Genomic DNA, 14,979 nt, shown 5'->3' on the forward strand with positions numbered 1-14,979 from the left:
TCTAGTGTTCCGTGCCCAGGTAGGCCGCGCGCACCTTGTCGCTGGCCTGGATCTCGGCCGGCGTGCCTTCCTGCAGCGGGGTGCCGAATTCCATCACCAGGATGCGGTCGGTCAGGTTCATCACGAAGTCCATGTCGTGTTCCACCAGCAGCAGGCTCAGGCCTTCGCCCTTGAGCTGGCGCAGCACCTCGGCCAGCGCCTGCTTTTCGCGGTGGCGCAGGCCGGCCGCGGGTTCGTCGAGCAGCAACAGGGCCGGGTCGCTGGCCAGGGCGCGTGCGATTTCCACCAGGCGCTGCGGCCCGAGCGCGAGGTTGCCGGCCAGCTCGTGCATCTGTTCGCCCAGGCCCACACGCCTGAGCTGGCGTTCGGCCTCGGCCATGGCCTGTGCTTCTTCGGCGCGGTCGAGCCGCAGCATGGCGGCCAGCGTGCCGCTGCGCGTGCGCAGGTAGGTGCCCAGGGCCACGTTCTCCAGCACCGTCATGTCGGGCACCAGCTTGACGTGCTGGAAGGTGCGCGAGAGCCCGCGGCGCGCAATGGCCCGCGCCCCCATGCCGTCGACGCGCTCGCCGCGCAGCCAGACCTCGCCGTCCGAGAGCGGCAACACACCCGAGACGAGGTTGAAGGTGGTGGACTTGCCGGCGCCGTTGGGACCGATGAGACCGAAGATCTCACCCGCGCGGATGTCAAAGCTCACGCCGTTGACGGCCACCAGGCCGCCGAAGGTGCGACGCACCGCCTTGACCTGCAGCAGGGCACTGCCCGCCACCGGCTTGTCTCGTGCGGGCAGCGCCTCGGCGGGCGCGGCCACGGTGGGCCGGCGCCGCGTGGGCAGCCAGCGCTCGATCACCGGCCACAGACCGTCGGGCGAGAACTTGAGCACCAGCACCAGCACCACGCCGAAGACGATCACCTCGTAGCTGCCCGAGGTGCCCAGCAGCGCGGGCAGCCAGGTCTGCAATTGGTCCTCGGCGAGCTTGACCAGCGCCGCGCCGGTGAAGGCGCCCCACACATGGCCGACGCCGCCGAGCACTGCCATGAACAGGTACTCGATGCCGAACTTGATGCCGAAGGGCGAGGGGTTGACGCTGCGTTGCATGTGCGCGAACAGCCAGCCCGACACCGAGGCCAGCAAGGCGGCCACCAGAAACATGAGCAGCTTGTGGCGAAACGCCGAAGCGCCCATGGCCTCGGGCATGGTGCTGCCACCGCCGCGGTTGACGTTGAGCGCGCGCATCACGCGCCCGGGGCGCGAGTCGAGCAAACGCGTCACCGCCACCGCACCGAGGACGGCCACCACCCAGATGAGCAGGTACATGCGCCGCTCTTCCTGCAGGCTCAGCCCGAAGACCTCGATCGCCGGCACACCGAGCAGGCCGTCGTACTTGCCCAGGGCGTCGAGGTTGCCCATGGTGTAGAAGAGCGCCAGGCTCCAGGCGATGGTGGCCAGCGGCAGGTAGTGACCCGACATGCGCAGGGTCAGCCAGCCCAGCACCAGGGCCACCACCGTGGTCACACCCAGGCCGACCAGCAGCCCCAGCCAAGGCGAGTACCCGTAGCGGACCGTCAGCCAGGCGGTGGCGTAGGCGCCCAGGCCAGCGAACGCGGCCTGCCCGAACGAGGTCAGGCCGCCGACCCCGGTGAGCAGCACCAGACCCAGCGCCACCAGGCCGAACAGGCCGATGTAATTGAGCTTGGTGATCCAGTAGTCCGGCACCGGCAGGAACGGCACCGCGGCCATGCCCGCGGCGAAGGCCAGCAGGCCGACGCGGCGTGGTGACAGGTCAATGTTCTTCATCGTGCGGATCGATAAATGAGCGCCACAGCAGCACCGGCAGGATGGCGGTAAAGACGATCACCTCCTTGAAGGCGCTGGCCCAGAACGAGCCGAAGGCTTCGATCAGACCCACGCCCAGCGCACCGGCGAGTGCCAGGGGAAAGCTGGTGAGGCCGGCGAACACCGCCGCCACGAATCCCTTGAGCCCGATGAGGAAGCCGCTGTCGAAAAAGATGGTGGTGGTGGGCCCGATGAGCAGGCCCGACAGCGCCCCGATGAAGGCCGCCAGCGTGAAGCTGAGCGAGCCCGCGGCGTCGGTGGAGATGCCCATGAGGCGCGCACCGGTGCGGTTGACCGAGGTGGCGCGCAAGGCCTTGCCGGTGAGCGTGCGGTCGAACAGCACGAACAGCGCAACGATCAGCGCCACCGAGACGCCGACGATGATCAGCGCCTGCCCGCTCAGCGTGACCGGCCCGAGGCTGATGCGCTCGTCCCAGAAGGGCGGGTTGCGAAACCCTTCGGCGCCGAAGAAGGCCAGCCCCAGCCCGGTGAGCGCGAAGTGCACGCCGACCGAGACGATGAGCAACACCAGCGAACTCGCGCTGGCCAGAGAGCGGTAAGCCAGCCGGTACACCAGCGGCCCCATGGGTGTGATCAGCGCCAGCGTGAGCAGCACCTGCACCATGAGCGAGGGCTGGCGCGGCACGGCCCAGGCGGTGAGGGCACAGGCCGCCAGCGGCAGCAGCGCCACCCGGGCCGCCTGCTGCCAACGCCGCCGCCAGGGCCAGCGCTCGCGCCAGCCCTGCACCGCATCGAGCACCAACACCAGCGCCACCATCAGCAGCAGCAGCCACACCGTGCCCGGCAAGGTGCCGCTTTGCATCAGCGCCAGGGTGAGGGCGGCAAACGCCACGTACTCGCCCTGCGGAATGAAGACGACGCGCGTGACCGCAAACACCAGCACCAGGGCAATGGCCACCAAAGCGTAGACGGCGCCGTTAATGACGCCGTCCACGCCCAGGATCGCGGCGATGGTCATGTCCATAGGGGTTCTTTCTTCCGGCACACCGCCGGACCGCGGCTGCGGCCCGGCTGGGGCCTCACTTCTCGAGTTTCCAGTCGCCGTTGACGACCTTCATGACCACACCGGTGTCGGGCACGAAGCCCCAGTGGTCGGTGGCGCTGTAGTCGAGCACACCGTGCGTGACCGGCAGCGCGCCCTGCGATTCGATGGCGTCCTTGAGCGCGGCGCGGAACTCGGGTGTACCGGGCTTGGCCTTCTTGAGGGCCACCGGCACTGTCTTGTCGAGCAGCAGGTAGGCGTCGTAGGAATGGGCCGCGAACTGGTTGCGCAGGCCGGCGCCATGGGTCTTCTCGTAGGCTGCGTTGAAGGCCACGCCCAGCGCCTTGCTGGGGTGGTTGTCGGGCAACTGCTCGGCCACCACCACCGGGCCCGAGGTCACGAAGGTGCCCTCGACAGCCTTGCCACCCACACGCATCAGGTCGCGCGTGGCGGCGGCGTGGGTTTGGTAGAACTTGCCCTTGTAGCCACGGTCGACCAGGCCCAGCTGGGGCATGGCGGCGCCGCTGCCCGAAGCCACGATGACCATGGCGTCGGGGTTGGCGGCCGTGAGCTTGAGCGCCTGGCCGGTGACGCTGGTGTCCGAACGCGCGAAGCGTTCGGTGGCCACCAGCTTGATGCCGGCCTTGTCAAGCAGCGGCGTCAGGGCCTGCAGCCACTGCTCGCCATAGGCATCGGTGTAGCCGATGAAACCCACCGTCTTCACGCCGTGCTTTTGCATGTGGTTGACCATGGCGATGGCCATGACGCCGTTGCTCTGCGGCATGCGAAAGCTCCAGGCGTCCTTGCCGGGCGGCAGGCCGATCGGCGAGAGCGCGAGTTGCGGCGTGCCGGACTCGGCCGCGACTTCGGCCATGGGAATGGCCACCGGCGTGGCGCCCGAGCCCACGATCACGTCGACCTTGTCCTGGTTGACGAAGCGGCGCGCGTTCTGCACGCCCTTGGTCGGGTCGGTGGCGTCGTCCAGGATGATGACGTTGACCTTCTCACCGCCGATCGTGGCCGGCCACATCTTCACGCCGTTGCTCATGGGAATGCCGAGGCCGGACGCAGGGCCGGTGAGCGGCACGCTCACGCCGACGGTGAGGTCGGCCCAGGCGGCCGAGGCCAGCGTGGCGACGACGGCAGCGGCCAGGGTCTGGCGGACGAAGCTCTTCTTCATGGGTTGTCTCCTGAGGTGTTGCGTGTGCTGATGGCCCGCACGCGCGAGGGCTTGGAATCAGTGGGTGGCGGCCGGGTTTTCAAGCAGCAGCGCGATGCCCTGACCACCGCCGATGCAGGCCGAGGCCACGCCCCAGCGCGCACCGATGTCGCGCAGCTGACGCGCGCAGGTGATGGTCAGGCGCACGCCGGTGGCGGCCAGCGGGTGGCCCAGCGCAATGGCGCCGCCGTGTACGTTGAGACGGTCCTGGTCGAGCTGCAGCTCGCGCGCCACGGCCAGGGCCTGCGCGCCCTGCGCTTCGTTGATCTCGAAACGCGCCACGTCGCCCAGTGCCACGCCGGCGCGCTCGAGCAGCAAGCGGATGGCCGGCGCGGGGCCGATGCCCATGATCTCGGGCGGCACGCCCACCACGGCGGCGGCCACCAGACGCGCCAGCGGCGCCTTGCCCGCGGCCTTGACGCCGGCACCGTTGGTGACGAGAGCAGCCGCGGCGGCGTCGGTCAGCGCCGAGCTGTTGCCGCCGGTCTGCACGCCGTCCTTGAACACGGTGCGCAGCTTGGCCAGTACTTCGGGCGGCGTGGGGCGGGGGTGGGTGTCCTTGTCGGCCACGGCGCTCTTGCCGCTCAGGCGCAGCCGACGGGCGCGGTAGCCCTCGCGCTCGAAGTCTTCGTTGGCCACCGGCACGATCTCGCCGTCGAACCAGCCCGCGGCCTGGGCGGCCACGGCGCGCTCGAAGGAGCGCGCCGCGAAGGCGTCGACGTCTTCGCGCGTGAGGCCGTAGCGCTGCGCGAGGTTCTCGGCGGTGCGGATCATGCTGATGTCGGCGGCCGGATCGGTGAGCGCCTCCCACATGTAGTCTTTGAAGCCGATCGGCGCGCCCAGGCGAAAGCCGCCGCGGTGGTCGAAGGCGGCAATCGGATTGCGTGTCATCGATTCGGTGCCGACCACCAGCACCTGGCTGGCGATGCCCGCCGCGAGCTGCTCGCCGGCCTGGCGGAACAGCTCGAAGCCAGTGCCACAGATGCGCTGGGTCATCAGCGCCGGCACCTCGACCGGCACACCGGCGTACAGGCCGATGTGGCGCGGCACATAGAACTGGTCGAAGCCGCCGGGTGCCATGTTGCCGGCGATGACCGAATCAACGGCCTGCGCTGACACGCCGGTGCGCACGAGCACCTCGCGCGCGACCTTGATGCCGAGGTCGATCGGGTTGGCGTCGGCGAAGGCGCCCATGTAATCCACCATGGGGGTGCGCACGCCGTCGAGGATGAAGACGTCGTCGAAGGTCTGGCTCTGGCCGCGGGTCATCGGGAGGCTTTCTCAGGGGTGGCGGGTCGAAGGGTGCCGGGCGCGTCGGCCTGCAAGGCCGCCACCTCATGGGCACGGCGTTGCAGCACGGCGCGCTGGTTGAGGTAGCCCTTGTCGGTGATCTCGCCGGCGTCGGCGTTGGGCGGTTCGTCGAGGACACGGGCGCGGGTGGGCGACTGCGAGGAGCCGCCGCCTTCAGCACGCAGCACGGCCAGGCCGCGCGCGATGTGCTGCTCGAGCAGATCGCGCGGCATCTGCAGGGCGGCGGCGGTGGGGAACACCAGCACGCCGATCTGGTCGCTGTCGTGGCCGGTGATGACCGCGTCTTGCGCGTACGGCGCCAGGGCCGAGACCACGCGCAGGCGCAAGGTGCCCACCGACACCCAGGTGCCGGTGGTGAGCTTGAAGTCCTCGGCCACGCGGCCGTTGAACACCACGCCATGCTCGGGCCGCCCGGCATCGGCCAGCAGCCCGGCGTCGCCGATGCAGTAGTAGCCTTCGTCGTCGAAGGCCTTGGCCGTGAGCTCGGGCGCGTGCCGGTAGCCGGGGAAGATGCTCACGCCCTTGATGCGCATCTCCAGCTTCTCGCCGTTGGGCACGAACTTGAGTGCCAGACCAGGCAGCACGCCACCGATGACGCCGGCACGCTCCATGCGCCAGTGCGCACTGGTGACCGCCGGTGCGGTCTCGGTCGAGCCCCAGGAGGTGGTGAGCCAGATCTCGCGACCCAGCACCTTCCTGGCGAGGGCCTGCAGCCGCTCCCAGCTGGCTTGCGGCAAAGCCGCGCCAGCGTAGAAGACCGCGCGCAGGCGACCTAGCACCCGGCGCGCGAGTTCATCGTCGGCTTCGAGCAGCGGCATGGCCATGTCGAAGCCGCGCGGCACGTTGAACCAGATGGTGGGCTGCATCTCGGCCAGGTTGGCCACGGTCTTGTCGATCAGGCCCGGTGCGGGCCGGCCCTCGTCGATGACCAGCGTGCCGCCGTGGCACATCACCATGTGCAGGTTGTGGTTGCCGCCGAAGGTGTGGCTCCAGGGCAGCCAGTCCACCAGCACCGGCTTCTCGTGGCGCAGGAAGCGCCAGGTCTGGGCAATCATCTGCTGGTTGGCGCACAGCATGCGGTGGGTGTTGATCACCACCTTGGGCGTGCCGGTGGAGCCCGAGGTCAGCAGGTACTTGGCGGTGGTGTCGGGTGTGATGGCCGCAAACGCGGCCTGCACCGCGGGCGTCTCGTCGGTGGCCAGCAGTTGCGCGAAGTCGGTCGCACCGGCGATGCGCCCGGCACCCTGGCTGAAGACCAGAGGCACGTCCAGGCCGCAGGTCTCGAGGGCGTGCCCATAGACGGCCGCATCGGACGCGTAGATCAGCGCCGGCTGCAGCGTGCGCAGGATGCCGTGGATCTTGGTGTGGTCCTGCGTCAGACGGCAGTACGCGCTGGACACCGTGCAGCTGGCGCGCCCGATGTGCTGCGTGGCCAGCACCAGCAGCAGGTGGTCGATGGCGTTGTCGGACACCACCACCACCGGCGCGTCTGGCGGCAGGTCGCGCTCGAGCAGGGCCTGCGCGATGCGCCCGACGGCGCTGCGCAGTTCGGCCCAGCTCATCCGGCGCCAGCCATCACCGGCGCGCTCGGCCACGGCCAGGGCGGCGGGCGTGTGTTGCGCCCAGTGCTCGAGCCAGTCGCCGACACAGCGTGCGTGATCGCCCAGAGGTTCGCTCGAACGCAGCACAAAGCTGCCGTCGGCGCGGTGCTCCACCGTGGCCGAGGGCGCGGCCAGCCAGTCGGTGTTGTTGAGCCAGTCGAGTGCGCTCATTGTCTCCATACAGTTGTGTATGTTGTGAGCGCGGATGCTATCGAGGGTTTCCACCGATGAACTACAGGGTTTTCCCCGAATTCCATACATTTCTGTATGGAAGTGCCGTGGGCGGTGCATAGAATGCCGCGCGATGAACAGCCCGGCCGAACCCAGCGTGCGCCGCCCGCGCAAACCCCGCGCCGGCGGCGAAGTGGCGCGCAATCCCCTGACGCCGGACACCTGGATCGAGGCGGCCACGGAAGTGCTGGTGAACCAGGGCATCGACCACGTGCGCGTCGATCTGCTGGCGCAGCAGCTCGGTGTTACCCGCGGCAGCTTCTACTGGCACTTCAAGGACCGTGAGGACCTGCTGCGCCGCGTGCTGCAGGCCTGGCGCGAAACCGCGACCGAGAACCTGACGGTACGGCTGGAGTCGGCCCATGCGGACCCGCTGGAACAGTTGCGCGATGTGCTCTCGCTGCCATTCCGGGGCCGTGCCGCGGCCCGCGCGGCGCGCATCGAGCTGGCCATCCGTGCCTGGGCGCGGCGCGATCAGATGGCGCGTTTTGCCGTTGACGAGGCCGACGCCAGCCGCATCGGCTACATCGCGCAGCTGTTTTCGGCGATCGGCTTTCCGGTGCTGGAAGCGCGCGCACGCGCCTTCATGCTCTACGGCTACATCGTCTCGGAGTCGCAGATGCCCTCGTTGAGCACCGAGGCGCAAAAGCAGGAGCGCCGCGCCTTTGCCGAGCGGCTGTTCACCCAGCGGCTGGCGCCGCCCGGGGCCTGATCAGACGCCGCGCTTGAACAGCGCGAGCAAGCCGCCCGCAACGACAAAGAGCGAGCCGAACACCCGGTTGAGCGCCCGCACGTGGCTGCTCGACTTGAGCGAGCCCAGCACGCGCGCGGCGAGCGCGGTGTAGCCGGCCATGACCACCAGATCGGTGAAGCCCAGCGTGAGCCCGATGACGAGGTACTGCGGCGCAAGCGGCTGCGCCAGCTCCAGAAACTGGGGCACCACCGCCAGCAGGAAGACCGTGCCCTTGGGGTTGAGCGCGTTGATGATCCAGCCGCGGGCGATCAGGTCGCGCGCGCGGCGGGGCAGCACCTCGGTGCTGGCCTGCACGATGGGTCGCGCCGGCGCACGCCATTGCTGGATGCCCAGCCACACCAGGTAAGCCACGCCGGCCCATTTGATGAGCGTGAACGCCAGGCTGGAAGCGGCCACCAGCGCGCCCAGACCCACGCCCACCACCAGAATCTGCGTCCAGATGCCCAGCACCAGCCCGATGGTGGTCAGGTAACCCCGGCGAAAGCCGTGCGAGAGGCCGGCACTCATGGCCGCTACAGCGCCCGCGCCGGGCGAAATGCTGATGGCCCAGGAAGCAGCGAAAAAGGCGAGCCAGGTGGCGAAATCCATGGAAGTCGGGTGATTGGTCAGCGGGGACGGGATGCTAGCGCGCCCGGCTTACCCCCACCACGCCGCAGGGAGTGGCACCGCTTCGCTCAGAACAGCTTCATCTTGAACTGCAGCAGCAGTGCGCCATCGACGTCGCCAATCGAGGGGATCAGACCCAGGTTGACGCCGAAACGGCGCCCTTCGATGGTGGCCATGGGCAGGGCGGCAAAGAAGGTACCGCCGCGCTCGATGGCGGGATAACCGTTGAGCAGACCGATGGCCGCCCCCAGCTTGACCGGCCCGATGTGCCAGGGCTGCCAATTGACGGCCGCGTATTGCGACGGTTTGCCCAGGCTGTTGTCGTACACCCCGGCCATGACCGCTACCTCGGGGTTGTGCCGCCACTCGATGCCGAAGCCGAGGTTGCTCTCGTTGTAGTTGGCACTGCGGTTGAAGTGGCGGGAAAAACCGCCCACGTTGATCCAGATCTCGGGCTTGCTGGCGGCGGCCGACGCCTCGGCATCGGCGGCGTGCACCCGCGTGGCGCCGAGCGCACCCAGCACCAGCAGACTTCCCATCAGGAAGCCGCGCATCAGCGGCGCGGCCTTCACTCGATTGACCATGGACACCCTTTCAACCGACCTGGTAACAAGTCGTGTGAAAAATGTCGGCCAGTTCGGGGGGTGTCTGTAGTCCGCCGGTCGGTGACGAACGTATCCGGTCGTGAAGCAGGTCCGGATCGGGCCGCTATCAGCGCTTGCGTGGCGCCGACGGGCCTCGGCCGTCGAGGTGACGGAAGTTGATGCGGCCCTTGGTCAGGTCGTAGGGCGACAGTTCCAGGGACACCCGGTCACCCGCCAGGATGCGGATGTGGTGTTTCTTCATCTTGCCGGCGGAATAGGCAATGAGCTGATGCCCGTTGTCGAGGGTCACGCGAAAGCGCGTGTCGGGCAGCACCTCGTTGACGATACCCATCATGTCGATCAGTTCTTCCTTGGCCATGCGGTTCCTTTCATGATGCCGAGCACATCGCGCCACGCCCGACAGCGCACACGGCCGATGGCGACCGTGGCGGTGTGGTGCGGGAAAAGGCCGCCTGCAGAATGGGCTCCGGCATCGGAGCGGCCGGTCGGTCAACCGGGTGCAGGGACTGGCGCGGGGAAGCCGGGATTGTACCGGGCGACCCGTTTTCCCCATCATTCGTCGGGCGAACGGGTGCTTCGCCAGATCGCGCGGACCAGCCAGGCACCCCCGATCACCGCCCCGACAAACCCCAGGAAACCAAACGCCGGCAAGCCCCAGATGCTCGGGCCGCCCTGAACCGTCATCACGATGGAAGAGCCCACGATCAAAGCGGCGATGACCAGCGCCATCGCCACCCGGTTGGCGGCGCGATCGATCTGGTCACCCACGCGCTTGAGATGGGCCAGTTCGATACCGACCTGCAGGCGGCCGTGGCGGGCGTTGCGCAACAGCCTCGACAGATCGGAAGGCAGCTGGTCGGCCACCGCAAGCAGGCCGCGCACGCTGCGCCAGGCGCGCTGGGCCAGCGCCTTTGGCCGGTAGCGGGCCCGCAAGGTTTCGCGCAGCATGGGCAGCGCTTCGCTGGCCATGTGAAAGTCCGGGTCGAGCCCGCGCCCCATGCCTTCGAGCGTGATGAAGGCCTTGACGAGCAAGGCAAGGTCCGACGGAAGGCTCAGCCGGTGGTCGCGCAGCAGCGCCGTCACATCACCCAGCATGGCACCCAGTTGCAACTGGGCCAGCGGCAGGCCCTGGTACTGGTCCACAAAGGTCTCGATCTCGGTTTCGAGCTCGGACAGGTTCACGGCGTGGCCGTTGCCCGCCCAGTCGAGCAGGACATCGATCACCGCCCTCGGCTGTCGTTGCACCAGCCCCAGCAGCAAGTCGAGCAACTCCTCGCGGCGCCGCGCCGACAGCCGTCCCACCATGCCGAAGTCGATGAAGGCGATACGGTTGCCGGGTAGGTAGAACACGTTGCCGGGGTGCGGATCGGCGTGATACACGCCGTCCTGCACGATCATCTTCAGCACCGCCTGTGCGCCCCGACGGGCCAGCAACTGGCGATCGAATCCTTCGGCATCGAGTCGCTTGAGATCGTCGCCGGGCACACCATCGATGAAGTCCTGCACGTTGACGCGCTGGCGGGTGTGCGCCCAATGCACGCGCGGCACCACGATCCAGGGCAACCCCACCAGGTTGGCCGCGACGCGCTCCGCACTGCGGCACTCCTGCGCCAGGTCGAGTTCGCGCTGCAGCGAGCGCGACAGCTCGCGCACCAGCTGTTGCGGACGGTAAGGCTTCAGCCAGGGCAATTCGGCTTCGGCCAGGGCCGCCAGATGCCCCAGCAGTCGCAGATCGGCGGCGATGGTGTCGGTGATGCCCGGGCGGCGCACCTTGACCACCACCTCGGTGCCGTCATGCAAGCGCGCCCGGTGTACCTGGGCGATGGACGCCGCCGCCAACGGGTCGTGGTCGAAGTGGGCAAACACGGTGTCGGGATCGCCACCGAGGTCTTCCTGCAGCTGCGCCATCAGCACATCGGTGGGCACCGGGGCCACATGGCTGTGCAAGCGCTCGAACTGGTCGATCCATTCGGGCGCGAAGAGGTCGGCGCGCCCGGCCAGAATCTGGCCCAGTTTGACGAAGGTGGGTCCCAGTTCTTCCAGCGCCTGGCGCACCTGCTCCGGTGGATTCAGCCGCGCCAGATCGGCCGCGTGGTCACGGTTGATGGCGTGGCCGGCCTTGTCCAGCGATTCGGTCAGCCCGAGCCGGCGCACCGTGTCACCAAACCCATGGCGAACCAGCACGCCCACGATGGCGTTGAGCCTACCGATGTCGCGAGCAGCCCCCAGGGTTTCGATCAGCATGCGGCCATGATAGGGCGCCGCTGATCGATGCCATGTTGATGCTCGTCAACGGCGTTCGGGCAACTCGATCTTGACCTCGAGCACGTCCAGGTTGTCCTGGCGCTCGAGTTGCACCTTGATGTCCTGCGGATCAATGCGGATGTACTTGCCGATCACCGCAACCAGCTCGCGCTGCAGGGCGGGCAGGTAATCGGGCTCGGCAGCACCCCGACCCGCGCGTTCGTGCGCCAGGATGATCTGCAACCGCTCCTTGGCGACGCTGGCGGTCTTTTTCTTCTCGCCGAGCAGGAAAGACAGCAGCGACATGCTCACCTCCCGCCGAAGAGGCGCTTGAAGAAGCCCGACTTTTCGGCTTCGACAAAGCGCAGCGGTTTGTCCGCCCCGAGAAAGCGGTCGATCACGTCGCCATAGGCCTCGGCCACGTCGCTGCCCTTGAGGTGGATGGCGGGCGTGCCCTGGTTGGACGCCGCCAGCACGCTCTCGCTCTCGGGAATGACTCCGATGAGCGGAATGCGCAGGATGTCCTGGATGTCCTGCAGCGACAGCATCTGGCCATCGGCCACGCGGCCGGGGTTGTAGCGGGTGATGAGCAGGTGCTCCTTGACCGGGTCCTTGCCATCGATGGCGCGCTGGGTCTTGCTGGCCAGCATGCCCAGGATGCGATCGGAGTCGCGCACGCTGGAGACCTCGGGGTTGGTCACCACCAGTGCTTCATCGGCGTAGTGCATGGCCATGAGCGCACCGGTTTCGATACCCGCTGGCGAATCACAGACGATGTATTCAAAGCCCATCTCGGCCAGCTCGTCGAGCACGCGCTTGACGCCTTCCTGGTTGAGAGCGTCCTTGTCGCGCGTCTGGCTGGCGGCCAGCACGTACAGCGTGTCGACCTGTTTGTCCTTGATCAGCGCCTGGCCCAGCTTGGCCTCACCGTGGATCACGTTGATGAGGTCGTACACCACGCGTCGCTCGCAACCCATGATGAGGTCGAGGTTGCGCAGGCCGACGTCGAAATCGATCACGGCGGTCTTGTGGCCACGCAGCGCAAGGCCCGAGGCAAAGCTGGCACTGGTGGTGGTCTTGCCAACCCCGCCCTTGCCGGAGGTGACGACGACGATTCGGGTCATGGAGGGGCTCCCTTCGGTACGGTGAATCAGGACGACAAGGCTTCGATCACGAGCTTGTCGCCATCGGGGGTGCTGAGCAGTCGCACTTGCGCCGCCTTGCCATGCAGGTCTGCTGGCAAAGCCACTTCGCTGGTGCGGTAAATGCCGGCGATGGAGATCAGTTCGGGCGCCATGGCCAGCGCAAAGATGCGCGCGTCGGCGTTGCCCCGGGCACCCGCCATGGCTTTGCCGCGCAAGGGCGCATAGACGTGGATGTGGCCGTCGGCAATGACTTCGGCGCCAGGGTTGACTTGCGCCAGCACCACCAGGTCGCGCCCGCGCGCGTACACCTGCTGGCCCGAGCGCAGGGGCTTGTCGATCACCAGGGCACTGGGGGTGACCGGGGTTGGCGCGGGAACAGGCGCTGCCGCAGGCGCCTCGGTGCGCGGCAGGTTCACGCCGTCGGCGATGGGCAGGCCAGCAGCCTGTGCGGCCTCGCGCTGCGCGTCGTCGCGCGCATGCACCGCCACAGCGCGCAGGCGATGGGAATGCAACAACTGGGAAACCACGGCCAGATCGGGTGGCGGCGCTTCGCCCAGGCCGTGCAGATCGATCAACAACGGGTCGTGGTCGAAAAACTCGGGCTGGTCGCCATAGCGCTCACCCAGTTCCCGCTTGAGCAGCTCCAGATCGGGCGATTTGAGCTGCAAGGCCAGCAAGGGCAGGTGGGCGCTCTTGAGATCGAAGCTGGCGGGCGCTTGGCCGCCCAGAGAAACGGGCATGGACGAGAGGCTGGCTCGGCGTGAAAGGCGCGCAGTGTAGCAGCGCCCCAAGGCGGGTTTGGTGAGTGTTGGTGACGGGATGTTGGACAAGGCTGTGGACAGTTCTGGCACAACCCGGCAGTTGTCCACAGAGGCGGCCGCCGATGGCCGGTTTTCCCCAAACCGGAACAGCGCCAACAGGGTGCTTCACACAAGGTTCTTCGTTCCAGAAAGTCCTTGTGCTGCAAAGAGAAAGGGCGCTTGTCCACAAAAGACAGCGCCCTCTACTACCTACCACTATCTTCTATAAAAGCATTCAATAAAGAAGACAGGACAAGTGTCGGTGTCACATCGGGCGGTGTTCGCCGTCGTGGTGACCGTGCATGCCGGGGCCACGCATGCCCGCGCGCATCATGCCCATGCCTTGCTGGGCGTCGAAGGCTTTCTGTTGCGACGGCGTCAGCTGCGCATAGAAGCTGCGAATGGCGTCGTGGCGCTGCGCCATGGCCTTGTCACGCTCGGCCTTGAGGGCCTCCATGCGGTCCAGGCGCTCGGGCGTGCTGAGGCCTTTCCAGGCGTCGCGGTCCATGCGGGGTTGCTCCGGACGGGGTTGCGGTTGCATGCGGGCCACAAAGGCGTTCCAGGCCGGTTCTTGTTGCGGGGTGAGTTGCAGGCTGGCCTTCAGGCGTGCCTGGTGTTCGGCCATGCGTTCCTGCATGTGTTGCAGACGCTCGGCATGGCGTTGCGGATCCATGGGCTTGCCCTTGGCATGGGCGTGGGCTTCACCCATGGGGGGCATTTGCGGCGCAGGGCCGCTTTGTGCGATGGCAGCGATCGAGGCGGCGCCAATGGCGGTGGCCACGGCGGTGAGTGCGAGGCGGCGGCGGGTGAACAGCGAGGTCATGTCGGCTCCTTTGAGGTGAGGGCCACCGGCTGGTGGCGTGGGCTCACTGTGCGCCGGCCCTGTGTCGCCCGGGCGCCGCTTGTGTGAGCGTTGTGTAAAGAAGCTTGTCGGAAGCTGTCTGGCCTGGTGCCCCACCGAGGTCGTCGAGGATGGGGCAGTCCGGGCGCTGATTGCCGGGGCAACGCAGCACCAGGTCCTGCAGGGTGCGGCGCATGGCTTCAAGGCTGGCGATGCGTTCACCGAGTTCGTCGATGTGCTGTTGCGCAATGCGTTTGACGCTCTCGCTGCTGCGGCGCCGGTTGTGCCAGAGGTTGACGAGGTCGCGGATCTCGTCGAGGGTGAAACCCATGTCGCGCGCACGCCGTATGAAGCGCAACGTGTGCACGTCGGCTTCGGCGTACTGGCGGTAGTTGCCGTCGGTGCGGTGGACGGCACCAAGCAGGCCCAATCCCTCGTAGTGGCGCAGCATCTTGGGTGAGATGCCACTCAACCGCGCGGCCTGTCCGATGTTGACCGGCCATGCCACCGCGCTGGGGTTGCTGTGGCCGCTGACGTCGTTCATGACGAGGTCACCGCATAGCCTTCTTCCCGGATGGCTTCGGCCAGCTTGTCGCGTGGCTGGTCGCTGTTGACCTCGACCAGGTTTTGCGGTCGGTCGATGCGCACCTCCGCCTGGGGATCGAGTTGTTTGATCGCGCTGGTGACGGCACGTTCGCAGTGGCCGCAGGTCATGCCTTGGACGGTGAAGGTCTGGTTCATGGGGAATGGCTCCGGTTGAGGGAATGTGGGCATTCTGAACCTTG

Annotated in this window: 16 protein-coding genes; 1 reads left to right on the forward strand and 15 read right to left on the reverse strand. The window is 67.7% G+C overall.

Annotation, left to right across the window (positions count from 1 at the left end; genetic code table 11):
- Position 1: 1 nt before the first annotated feature.
- The 5 genes from KF871_RS03200 to KF871_RS03220 are packed head-to-tail and all read right to left on the reverse strand — an operon-like array spanning position 2 to position 7,139.
- Positions 2-1,795 carry a branched-chain amino acid ABC transporter ATP-binding protein/permease gene (locus KF871_RS03200; protein WP_291138209.1) on the reverse strand — a complete coding sequence of 598 codons (1,794 nt, stop codon included), beginning with the start codon at positions 1,793-1,795 and terminating at the stop codon, positions 2-4.
- The gene (locus KF871_RS03205) at positions 1,782-2,819 is read right to left on the reverse strand and encodes a branched-chain amino acid ABC transporter permease (RefSeq protein WP_291138212.1); all 1,038 of its coding nucleotides are present in this window, start codon (positions 2,817-2,819) and stop codon (positions 1,782-1,784) included. Before KF871_RS03205 ends, KF871_RS03200 begins: the two co-directional genes overlap by 14 nt.
- Positions 2,820-2,874: 55 nt before the next feature.
- Positions 2,875-4,017 (reverse strand): ABC transporter substrate-binding protein, encoded by a 1,143-nt coding sequence (locus KF871_RS03210; RefSeq protein ID WP_291138214.1) that lies wholly within the window; start codon positions 4,015-4,017, stop codon positions 2,875-2,877.
- Between the two features lie 57 nt (positions 4,018-4,074).
- Complete coding sequence (locus KF871_RS03215) at positions 4,075-5,325, reverse strand: thiolase family protein (protein WP_291138216.1); 1,251 nt, start codon at positions 5,323-5,325, stop codon at positions 4,075-4,077.
- Positions 5,322-7,139: a feruloyl-CoA synthase gene (locus KF871_RS03220; RefSeq protein WP_291138218.1), complete on the reverse strand. Its 1,818-nt coding sequence runs from the start codon at positions 7,137-7,139 to the stop codon at positions 5,322-5,324. Before KF871_RS03220 ends, KF871_RS03215 begins: the two co-directional genes overlap by 4 nt.
- Before the next feature lie 133 nt (positions 7,140-7,272).
- On the opposite strand from KF871_RS03220, the gene KF871_RS03225 reads away from it, so the two are divergent.
- Positions 7,273-7,911 (forward strand): TetR/AcrR family transcriptional regulator, encoded by a 639-nt coding sequence (locus tag KF871_RS03225; protein ID WP_291138221.1) that lies wholly within the window; start codon positions 7,273-7,275, stop codon positions 7,909-7,911.
- Here KF871_RS03225 and KF871_RS03230 read toward each other — a convergent pair whose 3' ends face one another.
- The 10 genes from KF871_RS03230 to KF871_RS03275 all read right to left on the reverse strand — a co-directional run bounded on the left by KF871_RS03230 (position 7,912) and on the right by KF871_RS03275 (position 14,935).
- The gene (locus KF871_RS03230; RefSeq protein ID WP_291138222.1) at positions 7,912-8,541 is read right to left on the reverse strand and encodes a LysE family transporter; all 630 of its coding nucleotides are present in this window, start codon (positions 8,539-8,541) and stop codon (positions 7,912-7,914) included. It lies immediately after the preceding gene.
- Between the two features lie 86 nt (positions 8,542-8,627).
- Positions 8,628-9,143: a hypothetical protein gene (locus KF871_RS03235; RefSeq protein WP_291138224.1), complete on the reverse strand. Its 516-nt coding sequence runs from the start codon at positions 9,141-9,143 to the stop codon at positions 8,628-8,630.
- Between the two features lie 127 nt (positions 9,144-9,270).
- The gene (gene infA, locus KF871_RS03240) at positions 9,271-9,522 is read right to left on the reverse strand and encodes a translation initiation factor IF-1 (RefSeq protein WP_291138226.1); all 252 of its coding nucleotides are present in this window, start codon (positions 9,520-9,522) and stop codon (positions 9,271-9,273) included.
- 194 nt (positions 9,523-9,716) lie between these two features.
- Positions 9,717-11,408, reverse strand: a complete 1,692-nt coding sequence (locus KF871_RS03245) for an AarF/UbiB family protein (protein ID WP_291138228.1) — start codon at positions 11,406-11,408, stop codon at positions 9,717-9,719.
- Between the two features lie 45 nt (positions 11,409-11,453).
- Entirely contained in the window at positions 11,454-11,714 is a 261-nt protein-coding gene (minE, locus tag KF871_RS03250; RefSeq protein WP_291138231.1) for a cell division topological specificity factor MinE, read from the reverse strand.
- Positions 11,715-11,716: 2 nt separating this feature from the next.
- Entirely contained in the window at positions 11,717-12,532 is an 816-nt protein-coding gene (minD, locus tag KF871_RS03255; protein WP_291138233.1) for a septum site-determining protein MinD, read from the reverse strand.
- Between the two features lie 26 nt (positions 12,533-12,558).
- Positions 12,559-13,293 (reverse strand): septum site-determining protein MinC, encoded by a 735-nt coding sequence (gene minC, locus KF871_RS03260; RefSeq protein ID WP_291138235.1) that lies wholly within the window; start codon positions 13,291-13,293, stop codon positions 12,559-12,561.
- Between the two features lie 325 nt (positions 13,294-13,618).
- Positions 13,619-14,176, reverse strand: a complete 558-nt coding sequence (locus KF871_RS03265) for a Spy/CpxP family protein refolding chaperone (protein WP_291138238.1) — start codon at positions 14,174-14,176, stop codon at positions 13,619-13,621.
- A 43-nt stretch (positions 14,177-14,219) separates the two neighbouring features.
- Positions 14,220-14,738, reverse strand: coding sequence for a Cu(I)-responsive transcriptional regulator (gene cueR / locus KF871_RS03270; RefSeq protein ID WP_291138240.1), 519 nt, complete (start codon positions 14,736-14,738; stop codon positions 14,220-14,222).
- Positions 14,735-14,935, reverse strand: a complete 201-nt coding sequence (locus tag KF871_RS03275; RefSeq protein ID WP_291138243.1) for a heavy-metal-associated domain-containing protein — start codon at positions 14,933-14,935, stop codon at positions 14,735-14,737. The genes cueR and KF871_RS03275 overlap by 4 nt, the downstream gene beginning before the upstream one ends.
- Positions 14,936-14,979: the final 44 nt, after the last annotated feature.

The sequence above is a fragment of the Hydrogenophaga sp. genome (genome assembly GCF_019635465.1).
GTDB lineage: Bacteria > Pseudomonadota > Gammaproteobacteria > Burkholderiales > Burkholderiaceae_C > Hydrogenophaga.

Excerpts from the sequence above, each read along its gene's own strand:
- cueR (WP_291138240.1), bottom strand. The coding sequence starts at position 14,738 with ATGAACGACGTCAGCGGCCACAGCAACCCCAGCGCGGTGGCATGGCCG.
- KF871_RS03220 (WP_291138218.1), bottom strand. The coding sequence starts at position 7,139 with ATGAGCGCACTCGACTGGCTCAACAACACCGACTGGCTGGCCGCGCCC.
- KF871_RS03215 (WP_291138216.1), bottom strand. The coding sequence starts at position 5,325 with ATGACCCGCGGCCAGAGCCAGACCTTCGACGACGTCTTCATCCTCGAC.
- KF871_RS03245 (WP_291138228.1), bottom strand. The coding sequence starts at position 11,408 with ATGCTGATCGAAACCCTGGGGGCTGCTCGCGACATCGGTAGGCTCAAC.
- KF871_RS03265 (WP_291138238.1), bottom strand. The coding sequence starts at position 14,176 with ATGACCTCGCTGTTCACCCGCCGCCGCCTCGCACTCACCGCCGTGGCC.
- KF871_RS03230 (WP_291138222.1), bottom strand. The coding sequence starts at position 8,541 with ATGGATTTCGCCACCTGGCTCGCCTTTTTCGCTGCTTCCTGGGCCATC.
- KF871_RS03235 (WP_291138224.1), bottom strand. The coding sequence starts at position 9,143 with ATGGTCAATCGAGTGAAGGCCGCGCCGCTGATGCGCGGCTTCCTGATG.
- KF871_RS03210 (WP_291138214.1), bottom strand. The coding sequence starts at position 4,017 with ATGAAGAAGAGCTTCGTCCGCCAGACCCTGGCCGCTGCCGTCGTCGCC.
- KF871_RS03205 (WP_291138212.1), bottom strand. The coding sequence starts at position 2,819 with ATGGACATGACCATCGCCGCGATCCTGGGCGTGGACGGCGTCATTAAC.
- minD (WP_291138233.1), bottom strand. The coding sequence starts at position 12,532 with ATGACCCGAATCGTCGTCGTCACCTCCGGCAAGGGCGGGGTTGGCAAG.
- minC (WP_291138235.1), bottom strand. The coding sequence starts at position 13,293 with ATGCCCGTTTCTCTGGGCGGCCAAGCGCCCGCCAGCTTCGATCTCAAG.
- infA (WP_291138226.1), bottom strand. The coding sequence starts at position 9,522 with ATGGCCAAGGAAGAACTGATCGACATGATGGGTATCGTCAACGAGGTG.
- minE (WP_291138231.1), bottom strand. The coding sequence starts at position 11,714 with ATGTCGCTGCTGTCTTTCCTGCTCGGCGAGAAGAAAAAGACCGCCAGC.
- KF871_RS03200 (WP_291138209.1), bottom strand. The coding sequence starts at position 1,795 with ATGAAGAACATTGACCTGTCACCACGCCGCGTCGGCCTGCTGGCCTTC.
- KF871_RS03225 (WP_291138221.1), top strand. The coding sequence starts at position 7,273 with ATGAACAGCCCGGCCGAACCCAGCGTGCGCCGCCCGCGCAAACCCCGC.
- KF871_RS03275 (WP_291138243.1), bottom strand. The coding sequence starts at position 14,935 with ATGAACCAGACCTTCACCGTCCAAGGCATGACCTGCGGCCACTGCGAA.